This window comes from Kitasatospora sp. NPDC097691, from assembly GCF_040302665.1.
In the GTDB taxonomy this organism is placed as follows: Bacteria; Actinomycetota; Actinomycetes; order Streptomycetales; family Streptomycetaceae; genus Kitasatospora.
Genome location: NZ_JBEORY010000019.1, coordinates 99280 through 111657 on the forward strand (window position 1 = coordinate 99280; position 12378 = coordinate 111657).

11 protein-coding genes are annotated in these 12378 nt (G+C 71.5%); 1 reads left to right on the forward strand and 10 read right to left on the reverse strand.

Annotated elements, in window-relative coordinates:
• Positions 1-135 precede the first annotated feature (135 nt).
• Genes carB through pyrR form a run of 6 tightly spaced genes read right to left on the reverse strand, consistent with a single transcriptional unit; the run spans position 136 to position 8100 of the window.
• Positions 136-3444, reverse strand: coding sequence for a carbamoyl-phosphate synthase large subunit (carB, locus tag ABTY56_RS16295; protein WP_350629431.1), 3309 nt, complete (start codon positions 3442-3444; stop codon positions 136-138).
• Positions 3437-4594: a glutamine-hydrolyzing carbamoyl-phosphate synthase small subunit gene (gene carA / locus ABTY56_RS16300; RefSeq protein ID WP_350629432.1), complete on the reverse strand. Its 1158-nt coding sequence runs from the start codon at positions 4592-4594 to the stop codon at positions 3437-3439. Before carA ends, carB begins: the two co-directional genes overlap by 8 nt.
• Positions 4591-5157 carry a PH-like domain-containing protein gene (locus ABTY56_RS16305; protein ID WP_350629433.1) on the reverse strand — a complete coding sequence of 189 codons (567 nt, stop codon included), beginning with the start codon at positions 5155-5157 and terminating at the stop codon, positions 4591-4593. The genes carA and ABTY56_RS16305 overlap by 4 nt, the downstream gene beginning before the upstream one ends.
• Positions 5157-6461: a dihydroorotase gene (locus ABTY56_RS16310; protein ID WP_350629434.1), complete on the reverse strand. Its 1305-nt coding sequence runs from the start codon at positions 6459-6461 to the stop codon at positions 5157-5159. The genes ABTY56_RS16305 and ABTY56_RS16310 overlap by 1 nt, the downstream gene beginning before the upstream one ends.
• Positions 6458-7471, reverse strand: a complete 1014-nt coding sequence (locus tag ABTY56_RS16315) for an aspartate carbamoyltransferase catalytic subunit (RefSeq protein ID WP_350629435.1) — start codon at positions 7469-7471, stop codon at positions 6458-6460. The genes ABTY56_RS16310 and ABTY56_RS16315 overlap by 4 nt, the downstream gene beginning before the upstream one ends.
• A 5-nt stretch (positions 7472-7476) precedes the next feature.
• On the reverse strand, positions 7477-8100 hold the full coding sequence (gene pyrR, locus ABTY56_RS16320) for a bifunctional pyr operon transcriptional regulator/uracil phosphoribosyltransferase PyrR (RefSeq protein WP_350629436.1): 624 nt from the start codon (positions 8098-8100) through the stop codon (positions 7477-7479).
• A 330-nt stretch (positions 8101-8430) separates the two neighbouring features.
• On the opposite strand from pyrR, the gene bldD reads away from it, so the two are divergent.
• Positions 8431-8934, forward strand: coding sequence for a transcriptional regulator BldD (gene bldD / locus ABTY56_RS16325; protein ID WP_030056198.1), 504 nt, complete (start codon positions 8431-8433; stop codon positions 8932-8934).
• Between the two features lie 160 nt (positions 8935-9094).
• Here bldD and ABTY56_RS16330 read toward each other — a convergent pair whose 3' ends face one another.
• The 4 genes from ABTY56_RS16330 to efp all read right to left on the reverse strand — a co-directional run bounded on the left by ABTY56_RS16330 (position 9095) and on the right by efp (position 12310).
• Positions 9095-10039: a DUF8829 domain-containing protein gene (locus tag ABTY56_RS16330; RefSeq protein WP_350629437.1), complete on the reverse strand. Its 945-nt coding sequence runs from the start codon at positions 10037-10039 to the stop codon at positions 9095-9097.
• 234 nt (positions 10040-10273) lie between these two features.
• A complete protein-coding gene (locus ABTY56_RS16335; RefSeq protein ID WP_350629438.1) occupies positions 10274-11095 on the reverse strand; it encodes a thioesterase family protein in 822 nt (273 codons plus the stop codon).
• Positions 11096-11304: 209 nt separating this feature from the next.
• Complete coding sequence (gene nusB / locus ABTY56_RS16340) at positions 11305-11742, reverse strand: transcription antitermination factor NusB (protein WP_350521226.1); 438 nt, start codon at positions 11740-11742, stop codon at positions 11305-11307.
• Between the two features lie 4 nt (positions 11743-11746).
• Entirely contained in the window at positions 11747-12310 is a 564-nt protein-coding gene (gene efp, locus ABTY56_RS16345; protein ID WP_350629439.1) for an elongation factor P, read from the reverse strand.
• Positions 12311-12378 lie beyond the last annotated feature (68 nt).

The following is a 12378-nucleotide window of genomic DNA, read 5'->3' on the forward strand; positions in this document are numbered from 1 at the left end:
AGCGGGATTCGAGGCGCGGGCCCGGCCGGCGGGCGACATCGGGGGGCGGGCGCAGCCCGGCGGGGGAAGGGCGACGGGTGGGCATGGCAGTGGGGGGCACCCGACTGGCTTTCGGTGCCCCCCACTGCGGTGGTACTACTTGCGGCCGGCGTTGATCAGCTCGGCGTGCTCCTGGAGCGACATGACCCCGACCTCGTCGCGCAGCAGCCGGTCGATGCCCTGGACGGCCGCGCCCATCGCCTGGACGGTGGTCAGGCAGGGCACCGCGCGGGCCACGGCCGCGGTGCGGATCTCGTAGCCGTCGAGGCGGCCGCCGGTGCCGTACGGCGTGTTGATGATGAGGTCGACCTCACCGTCGTGGATCAGCTGGACGATGGTCTTCTCGCCGTTCGGGCCCTCGCCCTCGCTGTGCTTGCGCACCACGGTGGCGGGGATGCCGCCGCGCTGCAGCACCTCGGCGGTGCCGGCGGTGGCGAGCAGCTCGAAGCCCAGGCCGACCAGCGCCCGGGCCGGGAAGACCAGGTTGCGCTTGTCGCGGTTGGCGACCGAGACGAAGACCTTGCCCTTGGTCGGCAGCGCGCCGTAGGCGCCGGTCTGGGACTTGGCGTAGGCCGTGCCGAAGACCTTGTCGATGCCCATGACCTCACCGGTCGAGCGCATCTCCGGGCCGAGCACGGTGTCCACCCCGCGGCCGTGCACGTCGCGGAAGCGGCTCCACGGCATCACGGCCTCCTTGACCGCGATCGGCGCGTCGGCGGGCAGCGTGCCGCCGTCGCCCTCGGCCGGGAGCATGCCCTCGGCGCGCAGCTCGGCGATGGTGGCTCCGAGCGAGACCCGGGCGGCGGCCTTGGCCAGCGGCACGGCGGTCGCCTTGGAGGTGAACGGGACGGTCCGGGAGGCGCGCGGGTTGGCCTCCAGGACGTACAGGATGTCGCCGGAGAGGGCGAACTGGATGTTGATCAGACCGCGCACCCCGACGCCGCGCGCGATGGCCTCGGTGGAGGCGCGCAGGCGCTTGATGTCGTGGCCGCCGAGGGTGATCGGGGGCAGCGCGCAGGCGGAGTCGCCGGAGTGGATGCCGGCCTCCTCGATGTGCTCCATGACGCCGCCGAGGTAGAGCTCGGTGCCGTCGTAGAGGGCGTCGACGTCGATCTCCACCGCGTCGTCGAGGAAGCGGTCGATGAGCACCGGGTGCTCGGAGATCAGACCGGCGTGCCGCTCCAGGTAGGAGGCGAGCGAGGCCTCGTCGTAGACGATCTCCATGCCGCGGCCGCCGAGCACGTAGGACGGGCGGGCGAGGACGGGGTAGCCGATCTCGTCCGCGATCGCCTTGGCCTCCTCGAAGGAGAAGGCGGTGCCGTGCTTGGGCGCGGGCAGGCCGGCGTCGCGCAGGACGCGGCCGAAGGCGCCGCGCTCCTCGGCGAGGTCGATCGCCTCGGGCTGGGTGCCGACGATCGGCACGCCGTTGTCCTTGAGCGCCTGGGCCAGGCCGAGCGGGGTCTGGCCGCCGAGCTGGACGATGACGCCGGCGAGCGGTCCGGCCTGCTGCTCGGCGTGGACGATCTCCAGCACGTCCTCCAGGGTGAGCGGCTCGAAGTAGAGCCGGTCGGAGGTGTCGTAGTCGGTGGAGACGGTCTCCGGGTTGCAGTTGACCATGACGGTCTCGTACCCGGCCTCGGCGAGCGCGAAGGAGGCGTGCACGCAGGAGTAGTCGAACTCGATGCCCTGGCCGATGCGGTTCGGGCCGGAGCCCAGGATGATCACTGCGGGCTTGGAGCGCGGGGCGACCTCGTTCTCCTCGTCGTAGGACGAGTAGAAGTACGGGGTCTTGGCGGCGAACTCGGCGGCGCAGGTGTCGACGGTCTTGAACACCGGGCGGATGCCGAGGGCGTGGCGCACCTCGCGGACCACGTCCGGCTTCAGGCCGCGGATCTCGCCGATCTGCGTGTCGGAGAAGCCGTGCCGCTTGGCGTGGCGCAGCAGGTCCGGGGTGAGCTCGGCGGCCTCGGCCAGCTCGCCGGCGATCTCGTCGAGCAGGAAGAGCTGGTCGACGAACCACGGGTCGATCTTGGTGGCCTCGAACACCTCCTCCGCGGTGGCGCCGGCCCGGATCGCCTGCATCACGGTGTTGATCCGGCCGTCGGTCGGCACGACCGCCTTGGCCAGCAGCTCGGCCTTGTCGCCCACCGGGCCGATCCAGGAGAACTGGGAGCCCTTCTTCTCCAGCGAGCGCAGCGCCTTCTGCAGCGCCTCGGGGAAGTTGCGGCCCAGCGCCATGGCCTCGCCGACCGACTTCATGGTGGTGGTCAGCGTCGCGTCCGCGCTCGGGAACTTCTCGAACGCGAACCGCGGCACCTTGACCACGACGTAGTCGAGGGTCGGCTCGAAGGAGGCCGGGGTCTCCTCGGTGATGTCGTTGGGGATCTCGTCCAGGGTGTAGCCGACGGCCAGCTTGGCGGCGATCTTGGCGATCGGGAAGCCGGTGGCCTTGGAGGCGAGCGCCGAGGAGCGGGACACGCGCGGGTTCATCTCGATGACGATGACCCGGCCGTCGACGGGGTTGACGGCGAACTGGATGTTGCAGCCGCCGGTGTCGACGCCGACCTCGCGGATGACGGCGATGCCGATGTCGCGCAGGATCTGGTACTCGCGGTCGGTGAGGGTCATCGCCGGGGCGACGGTGATCGAGTCACCGGTGTGCACGCCCATCGGGTCGAAGTTCTCGATGGAGCAGACGACCACGACGTTGTCCTGCTTGTCGCGCATCAGCTCCAGCTCGTACTCCTTCCAGCCGAGGATGGACTCCTCCAGGAGCACCTCGGTGGTCGGCGAGAGGGTCAGGCCCTGGCCGGCGATGCGGCGCAGGTCCTCCTCGTTGTGGGCGAAGCCGGAGCCGGCGCCGCCCATGGTGAAGGAGGGGCGGACGACGACGGGGTAGCCGCCGAGCGTGTCGACGCCGGCCAGCACCTCGTCCATGGTGTGGCAGATGACCGAGCGGGCGGACTCGCCGTGGCCGATCTTGGCGTTGACGGCCTCGACGACGCCCTTGAAGAGCTCGCGGTCCTCGCCCTTGTTGATCGCCTCGACGTCGGCGCCGATCAGCTCGACGCCGTACTTCTCCAGCGTGCCGGCCGCGTGCAGCGAGATCGCGGTGTTGAGCGCGGTCTGCCCGCCCAGGGTCGGCAGCAGCGCGTCCGGGCGCTCCTTGGCGATGATCTTCTCGACGAACTCCGGGGTGATCGGCTCGACGTAGGTGGCGTCGGCGATCTCCGGGTCGGTCATGATCGTGGCCGGGTTGGAGTTGACCAGCACGACCCGCAGGCCCTCGGCCTTGAGGACCCGGCAGGCCTGCGTGCCCGAGTAGTCGAACTCGGCGGCCTGGCCGATCACGATCGGGCCGGAGCCGATCACCAGGACGGACTTGATGTCAGTGCGCTTAGGCACGCTGGCCCTCCATGAGCTTCACGAAACGGTCGAAGAGGTAGGCCGCGTCGTGCGGGCCGGCAGCAGCTTCGGGGTGGTACTGCACGCTGAAGGCGGGGACGTCGAGCGCCTGCAGGCCCTCGACCACGTCGTCGTTCAGGCAGACGTGGGAGACCTGGACCCGGCCGTACGGGGTGTCGCTCACCTTGTCCAGCGGGGCGTTCACGGCGAAGCCGTGGTTGTGGGCGGTCACCTCGACCTTGCCGGTGGTGCGGTCCTGCACCGGCTGGTTGATGCCGCGGTGGCCGTACTTGAGCTTGTAGGTGCCGAAGCCCAGGGCGCGGCCGAGGATCTGGTTGCCGAAGCAGATCCCGAAGAACGGGGTCCTGCGCTCCAGCACGCCCTGCGCCACCGCGACCTGGTGGTCGGCGGTGGCCGGGTCGCCCGGGCCGTTGGAGAAGAAGACGCCGTCCGGCTGGACCGCGTAGAGGTCCTCCAGGGTGGAGTTGGCCGGCAGCACGTGCACCTCGATGCCGCGCTCGGCCATCCGCTGCGGGGTCATCCCCTTGATGCCGAGGTCCAGCGCGGCGACGGTGAACTTCTTCTCGCCGATCGCGGGGACGACGTACGCCTCGGTGGTGGCCACCTCGGCGCACAGGTCGGCGCCCTTCATCTCGGGGGACTGCTGCACCCGGGCGAGCAGGGCGGCCTGGTCGGCCAGCGCCTCGCCGGAGAAGATGCCGCAGCGCATCGCGCCGCGCTCGCGCAGGTGGCGGGTCAGCGCGCGGGTGTCGATGCCGCTGATGCCGACGACGCCCTGGTTGACCAGTTCCTCGTCGAGCGAGCGGCGCGAGCGCCAGTTGGAGGCGACCCGGGCGGGGTCGCGCACGACGTAGCCGGCGACCCAGATCTGCTTGGACTCGTCGTCCTCGTCGTTCCAGCCGGTGTTGCCGATCTGCGGGGCGGTCATCACGACCACCTGGCGGTGGTACGACGGGTCGGTCAGGGTCTCCTGGTAGCCGGACATGCCGGTGTTGAAGACCGCCTCGCCGAAGGTCTCGCCGATCGCGCCGTAGGCCTGGCCGCGGAACGTCCGGCCGTCCTCCAGGACGAGCACGGCGGGGACGCGTTCCCGCCGTTGGCGCTGCGTGGTGGGGGCAGGTGCGGTCATTGCGCGGCCTCTTCCGTCATCTTCGTCTGCGTACGTGTTGCAAGGTGAGCGATCGCCTCGACCCAGGCGGCGTGCTCGTCGGGGTGGTCGGCCCGGAAGCCGGAGTCCAGTTCGGAGCCGTCGTGCGTCCAGGTGACGACGAGCAGCCCCGACGGGACGACCTTGCCGGCGATCCCGGAGTCCGTGCGGGCCCCGGTCAGCTGCGCGGCCGGGATCCACAGGTCGACGTCACCGGGGCGCCGGACCAGCAGGCCGTCCTCGCCGAGGGTGAGGTCGGCCCGGCTGCGGGTGCCCAGGCCGTGCGCGACGACCCGGTCGAGCCAGTTCCCGGCGGTGGTCGTGCCGTGGTACCGGCCGCTGGTCTCCAGGATGGTGCGCCCGGCGCCGTCCGGCACGGCGGGCAGCGGCGGGATGCCGGACTGCAGGGTGCGCCGCCAGTTCCAGCCCTGGCGCATCAGCCAGTAGACGAGGCCGATCAGGATCAGCAGGCCGACGGACCAGCCGATGTAGCCGGGCCAGTTGGTGACCTTCGCCTGCTCCTTGGCGAGCGTGGCGTAGTCCATCACTGCGCGCCGTCCTGCTCGGCGAGCTCGCCGGCCAGCACGGTGGCGCGGCCGCGCAGGAAGGTGGCGTGCACCCGTCCGGGCAGGTCCAGGCCCTTGTAAGGGGTGTTGCGGCTACGGGTGGCGAAGCTGTCCGGGTTCACGGCACCACGGTACGCGGGATCGAACAGCACCAGGTTGGCGGGCTCACCCACCGAGATCGGCCGGCCGTGCCCGGTGAGACGGCCGATCCGGGCCGGGCGGCGCGACATCCGGTCGGCGACGCCCTCCCAGTTCAGCAGGCCGGTCTCGACCATGGTCTGCTGGACGACCGACAGCGCGGTCTCCAGGCCGACCATGCCCATCGCGGCGACGGCCCACTCGCAGTCCTTGTCCTCGTCCGGGTGCGGCGCGTGGTCGGTGGCGACGGCGTCGATGGTGCCGTCGGCGAGCGCCTTGCGCAGCGCCCGGACGTCCTCGGCGGTGCGCAGCGGCGGGTTCACCTTGTACACCGGGTCGTAGGAGCGGACCAGTTCGTCGGTCAGCAGCAGGTGGTGCGGGGTCACCTCGGCGGTGACGTCCCAGCCCTTGGCCTTGGCCCAGCGGATGATCTCGACCGAGCCGGCCGTGGAGACGTGGCAGACGTGCAGCCGGGAGCCGACGTGCGCGGCGAGCAGCACGTCGCGGGCGATGATCGACTCCTCGGCGACGGCCGGCCAGCCGCCGAGCCCGAGCTCGCCGGAGACCTGGCCCTCGTTCATCTGGGCGCCCTCGGTGAGCCGCGGCTCCTGGGCGTGCTGGGCCACGACGCCGTCGAAGGCCTTGACGTACTCCAGGGCGCGGCGCATCAGCACCGCGTCGTCCACGCACTTGCCGTCGTCGGAGAAGACCCGGACGCCGGCGGCGGACTCGTGCATCGCGCCGAGCTCGGCCAGCTTCTTGCCTTCCAGGCCCACGGTGACGGCACCGACCGGGCGGACGTCGCAGTAGCCGGCCTCCTGGCCGAGGCGCCAGACCTGCTCGACCACGCCGGCGGTGTCGGCCACCGGGGTGGTGTTGGCCATCGCGTGGACGGCGGTGAAGCCTCCCATCGCGGCGGCCTGGGTGCCGGTGAGCACGGTCTCGGCGTCCTCGCGGCCGGGCTCGCGCAGGTGGGTGTGCAGGTCGACCAGGCCGGGGAGCGCGATCAGCCCGGTGGCGTCGATCTCGATGTCCGTCTCGGCCGTCAGACCGGTGCCGATCTCCTTGATCACACCGTCGGCGAGGAGGAGGTCCTGCGGGGCGCCGCCGAGGATCTGGGCGTTGCGGATCAGGTAGGTGGTCACTGAGCGGTCTCCACGGTCTCGGTGCGGGGGGCGTCGGCGGGGGCGTCGGCGAGGGTGGCTCCGCCGAGCAGCAGGTAGAGCACGGCCATCCGGACGGAGACGCCGTTGGCGACCTGCTCGACCGCGGTGCAGCGCGGTGAGTCGGCGACCTCGGCGGTGATCTCCATGCCGCGGACCATCGGGCCGGGGTGCATCACGATCGCGTGCTCCGGCAGCCGGGCCAGCCGGAGGCCGTTCATGCCGTAGCGGCGGCTGTACTCGCGCTCGGTCGGGAAGAACGCGGCGTTCATCCGCTCGCGCTGCACCCGCAGCATCATCAGCGCGTCCGTCTTGGGGAGCACGCTGTCCAGGTCGTAGCTGACCTCGCAGGGCCACCCGGCCGCGCCGGTGTCGGGATTGGGTTCGATGCCGATCGGCAGCAGCGTCGGCGGGGCGACGAAGGTGACCTGGGCACCGAGGGTGTTCAGCAGGTGGACGTTGGAGCGGGCGACCCGGCTGTGCAGGACGTCACCGACGATCGTCACCCGGCGGCCGGCCAGGTCGTGACCCGGGCCCGGGTTGAGGTGGCGACGCATCGTGAAGGCGTCGAGCAGCGCCTGGGTCGGGTGCTCGTGGGTGCCGTCACCGGCGTTGATCACACTGCCGTGCAGCCAGTCGGACTGGGCCAGCCGGGCCGGCGCGCCCGAGGCGTGGTGGCGGATGACCACCGCGTCGGCGCCCATGGCCTGCAGGGTCAGCGCGGTGTCCTTGAGGCTCTCGCCCTTGGACACCGAGGAACCCTTGGCGGAGAAGTTGATGACGTCGGCCGAGAGGCGCTTCTCGGCGACCTCGAAGGAGGTCTTCGTCCGGGTGGAGTCCTCGAAGAAGAGGTTGACGACGGTGCGGCCGCGCAGCGTGGGCAGCTTCTTGACGGCCCGGCCGGAGAGCTGGGCCAGCTCCTCGGCGGTGTCCAGGATCAGCAGCGCGTCGTCGCGGCTGAGATCGGCGGCGGAGACGAGGTGGCGCTTCACGCGGGCTACTCCGGGAGGTGCGGTTCGGTGGGCTTGGCGGCCATGGCCTGCGAGGAACGCTGGGTGTAGTCGCGGTCGCCGACCAGGACGGCGTCCACGCCGTCGCTGTCGGAGAGGCGCACCTGCACGGCCTCGCGCAGCGAGGTGGGGAGGTTCTTGCCCACGTAGTCCGCGCGGATCGGCAGCTCGCGGTGGCCCCGGTCGACCAGGACGGCGAGCTGGACGGCGCGGGGCCGGCCGATGTCGTTCAGCGCGTCGAGCGCGGCGCGGATGGTGCGACCGGAGAAGAGCACGTCGTCGACCAGGACGACGAGCTTGCCGTCGATGCCGCCGGACGGGATCTCGGTGTGCTCCAGGGCGCGGGCGGGCTTCAGCCGCAGGTCGTCCCGGTACATGGTGATGTCCAGGGTGCCCAGCGGGATGTCGCGCCCGGTGATCTGGGCCAGCCTGGCGTGCAGGCGGCGGGCGAGGTGGACGCCCCTGGTGTGGATGCCGAGCAGCACGACGTCCTCCGCGCCCTTGGCGCGCTCGACGATCTCGTGCGCTATCCGGGTGATGACCCGGGCGATGTCCGTGCCGTCCAGCACCTGGTGCGGCGGCCGGGGCGTCGAATCCTGGTATGCGGTCATGCCGAAGCGGACCTCCTTCCCCGCCTCACTGGACGGGCCTTAAAGGATGTCTGGGATCGCCCCCGCCGGACCGGCGTGGGCTTCGGGTCATCCTAGCAGCGCCCCGGACGGCAAACAGAAGTCCACCATTCCGCTTCCCGTGGTTTACACCCCGGACGCGCCGACGATGCGGGCCATTCGCACGACTGCCCCATTCGGCTTGACGCAACTACCTTACTCTACGTAACCTCACAGTGAGTTACGAGACGGACGTCGAACCCACCGGTAACGGCGTCGGCAATCGCCCGTGACCCACCACTGAACGCGAAGCAATCTCGTCCGGGGAGATCAATGTCCAGCGACTACGCGAAGCAACTCGGAGGCAAGCTCCGAGCGATCCGCACTCAGCAGGGTCTCTCCCTGCACGGTGTCGAGGAGAAGTCCCAGGGGCGCTGGAAGGCAGTCGTCGTCGGCTCGTACGAGCGCGGTGACCGTGCGGTCACCGTGCAGCGGCTGGCCGAACTGGCGGAGTTCTACGGCGTCCCGGTGCAGGAGCTGCTGCCCGGCGGCACCCCCGGTGGCGCCGCCGAGCCGCCGCCGCGCCTGGTCCTCGACCTGGAGAGACTGACCCAGGTCCCTTCCGAGAAGGCCGGTCCGCTGCAGCGCTACGCGGCGACCATCCAGAGCCAGCGCGGTGACTACAACGGCAAGGTGCTGTCGATCCGCCAGGACGACCTGCGCACCCTGGCGGTCATCTACGACCAGTCGCCGTCGATCCTCACCGAGCAGCTCATCTCCTGGGGCGTGCTCAACCCCGACGCGCGCCGCGCGGTGCGCGAGGAGGACGCGAGCTGAGGCTCACCGCACCGGCTCCCGCCAGCGGATCCTTGCTGTTCCCAGCACTCGTCTCACCAGTGCTGGCAAGCAGAAACGTCACGGCGCGGCACCCCGAACCGGGGGCCGCGCCGCGGCGTTCTCCCGTGCCCGCCACAGGCGTCGGGGGCGCCGGGGGGACTCAGCAGACCGTGCCCAGGCCGTAGCCGGGCTGCGCCGCCACCCCGTCCAGCCGAATCGGCCGGTCCGCCGGCGCCCAGTCCTGGCCCCCGCTCGACCACGCCCAGGAGGCCGGCAGGTACTCCCCGCAGGTGGCGGCCGAGCCCTGCGAACCGTGCAGCACGGCGACGCCCGGCAGCTCCAGGGCCAGCCCGGCGCACAGCACCGCGCAGACCAGCTCCAGGTCCTCGTCGTTGACCCGCACCACGCCGTCCTCCCACTGCAGCACCCGCGCCGCGGCGGACAGCTTCCCGCCGGGCGCGTCCACCCGCAGGCGCAGCTCGTACACGCCGGCGCCCGCGCCGACCAGCATCCGACGGAACACCTCGCCCCCGCGCCGGTAGGCGGCGCGCACCCAGTCGGCGTGCCCGTCGTCCGGCTCGTCCGCGCCCCCGTACAGGCCGCCGTCGAGCAGCAGGTCGACGTGGCTGAGCGTCAGCCCGTTCTCCCGGGCCCGGACGAGGCGGGGCACGAAGTCCCCGGCCAGCTCCTCGCCCTGGTAGGCGAGCAGCTGGGTCTGCAGCGCCGGGTTGACCAGGTAGCGGTCGCGGGCGGCGGGCACGGCCGGGTCCAGGCCGTGGAGCAGGCAGAACTCCTCGAAGTCCTGGGGGTGGAACATCCGGGCCCGGACGGTCTCGAAGCGCTCCAGCGCGTCGACCAGCAGCTCCGCGGTGTCGGCCAGGTAGCGGTCGAAGTCCGGGGCGTCGGAGATCCCCCAGGCGCGGGCCCGCGCGAAGTCCGCGGCGTTGGTCAGCACGCCGATGACGAACGCCTGGTCGGCTCCGGCGGCCGCACCGGCTCCCTCGCCGCCCTCGGCCTGCTGCGGCCGGTGTGAAGCGCGTACCGCGGGCCGAGTGCCGCCGGCGGTGCAGTCGGAGTTGCGCCGAGCGCGGCCGTTCCGGCTCATGCGCCCACCTCGCTGCGCCCGGCAGGGGCATTCGCCCGTGCGTGCCTCTCGACTGTTCGCTCGCTTCGCTCGCTCACGGGTGGCTCCTGGCATCGGCGGTGGCGGTCGGCGGCGGGCTCGCCGCTGACCGCCTTCTTCCCCACCCCCCGCACGTCGCACACGTACGGCGTGTCACAGGAATGTAACCACCGGTAATAGCACCGGTGCCGGCCGTCCCGGACCTACCGCGGGGCCCTACCGCGGCACCCGGGCCAGCTGGCGGGACTGCGCGACCAGGCGGCCGGACTCGTCCCAGATCTCGGCGTCCTCCTCGAAGTACCCGCCGGCCAGGTTGCGGGTCGCGTGGGTGACGCGCAGCCAGCCCGGGGCGGGCTTGGCGCGCAGGTGGACGGTCAGCTCGACGGTCGGGGCCCAGCCCGGCATGCCGAGGTCGAAGGTGACCGGCGGCAGCGCGTCGGCGACCAGCAGGAGCAGCAGCGGGTCGGGCTCGCGGCCGTCGGCGAGCCGGAACCAGCCCTGGATCCGCCCGTTGCCGGAGGGCTGCCCGAGCGCCCAGCCGACGGTGGCCGGGTCCAGCCGGAGGTCGAAGCGCTCCAGCAGGGCGGCCTGGGCGATCAGCTCCTTGGGCGCGTGCTCCACACCGATGCACTGGTCCGGCGGCGGCAGCTGCGGCGGCTTCGCACTGGTGTGCACCTCGCCGTCGGCGGTGGAGAGGTCGCCGTGGCTGGCCACCACGCGCAGCCGCTCGACGCCGTCCTGGCTGAGCGAGGCGGTGCCGGTGGAGAGCCCGCGGCCGGAGCGCAGCACCTCGGTGCGGACGGTGGCCGGGCCGGGGGTGGAGGCGGACAGGTAGTAACCACTGATCGACACCGGGTCCGGGTGCGTGCCGTGCTCCAGCGACAGCGCGTGTCCGGCCACGGCGAGCAGCAGGCCGCCGTTCACCCCGCCGCCGATCTGCCAGCCGGCGCCCAGCTCGGCCTCGTAGCGGCCGGCCTCCTCGGCGTGTCTGGTCAGGGCGATGCCCTGGTCGAACTCGCTGCGGATCGCGGTGGTCATGTGGGGGACCTGCCCTTCGCACGGGGTTCCGAACACCAAGTTACTGATGAGTAGGGATCACCTTACGCCGACCGGGTGAAACGCGCGACGGTCGGGAACACCGAAGCCTTCGGGAGCACAGGAGGGCCGGGAAACGCCGGAGGGCCGGGAACGCCGAACGGCCGTCGGACCCGCGTTCGGGTCCGACGGCCGTCCCAAGGGCGTGACCGTTACCGGCGGATGCTCGGCTTCAGCTCCAGGAAGCGGGCGAGCAGACCGTTGACGAAGGCCGGGGAGTCGTCCGTGGAGAACTCCTTGGCGATCTCGACGGCCTCGTCCAGGACGACCGCGTCCGGGACGCCGTCCTCCCAGATCAGCTCGTACGCGCCGAGTCGCAGGACGTTGCGGTCCACGATCGGCATCCGGTCGAGCGTCCAGCCCACCGCGTACTGCGAGATCAGGTCGTCGATGCGGCGGGCGTGCTGGACGTACCCCTCGATCAGCTCCATGGTGTACTCGCCGACCTGCGGGGTGCCCTCGTCGGGCTTGGGGTCGCGGGCGCGGGCCACCCAGTCGGCGAGGACCTGCTGCGGGTCGACCCCGCGGTGGTCGGCCTCGAAGAGGATCTGGAAGGCCCGGGTACGGGCCTTGCTACGTGCGGCCGACACGGACTTACTTCACCCGGCCGAGGTAGCTGCCGTCGCGGGTGTCGACCTTGACCTTCTCACCGGTGGTGATGAAGAGCGGCACCTGGATCTCGGCGCCGGTCTCCAGGGTGGCCGGCTTGGTGCCACCGGTGGAGCGGTCGCCCTGGACGCCCGGCTCGGTCTCGGCGATGGTCAGCTCGACGGCGGCCGGGAGCTCGATGTACAGGACCGCGCCCTCGTTCTGCGCGACCAGGGCCTCGAAGCCCTCGAGCAGGTACTTGGCGGCGTCACCGACGACGGCCGGCTCGATGGTGAGCTGGTCGTAGGTGTCCATGTCCATGAACACGAAGTTCTCGCCGTCCTTGTACGAGAACTGCATGCCGCGCTTGTCGACGTTGGCCGTCTCGACCTTGGTGCCGGCGTTGAAGGTCTTGTCGACGACCTTGCCCGTCAGGACCTCCTTGAGCTTGGTCCGAACGAAGGCCGGGCCCTTGCCGGGCTTGACGTGCTGGAACTCGACGACGGACCAGAGCTTGCCGCCCTCCAGCTTGAGGACCATGCCGTTCTTGAGATCGTTCGTGGAAGCCACGGGCGCACTAACTCCTGGATATAGCTGTCAAGGAACCAAGGGTTGCGTCCTGCCGCCGACGGCCGTCG

What these genes read in the sequence shown, in the direction of transcription:
- carA (WP_350629432.1), bottom strand. Translation starts at nt 4,594, where the DNA reads ATGACCGCACCTGCCCCCACCACGCAGCGCCAACGGCGGGAACGCGTC.
- ABTY56_RS16305 (WP_350629433.1), bottom strand. Translation starts at nt 5,157, where the DNA reads ATGGACTACGCCACGCTCGCCAAGGAGCAGGCGAAGGTCACCAACTGG.
- pyrR (WP_350629436.1), bottom strand. Translation starts at nt 8,100, where the DNA reads ATGACCGCATACCAGGATTCGACGCCCCGGCCGCCGCACCAGGTGCTG.
- bldD (WP_030056198.1), top strand. Translation starts at nt 8,431, where the DNA reads ATGTCCAGCGACTACGCGAAGCAACTCGGAGGCAAGCTCCGAGCGATC.
- ABTY56_RS16330 (WP_350629437.1), bottom strand. Translation starts at nt 10,039, where the DNA reads ATGAGCCGGAACGGCCGCGCTCGGCGCAACTCCGACTGCACCGCCGGC.
- ABTY56_RS16335 (WP_350629438.1), bottom strand. Translation starts at nt 11,095, where the DNA reads ATGACCACCGCGATCCGCAGCGAGTTCGACCAGGGCATCGCCCTGACC.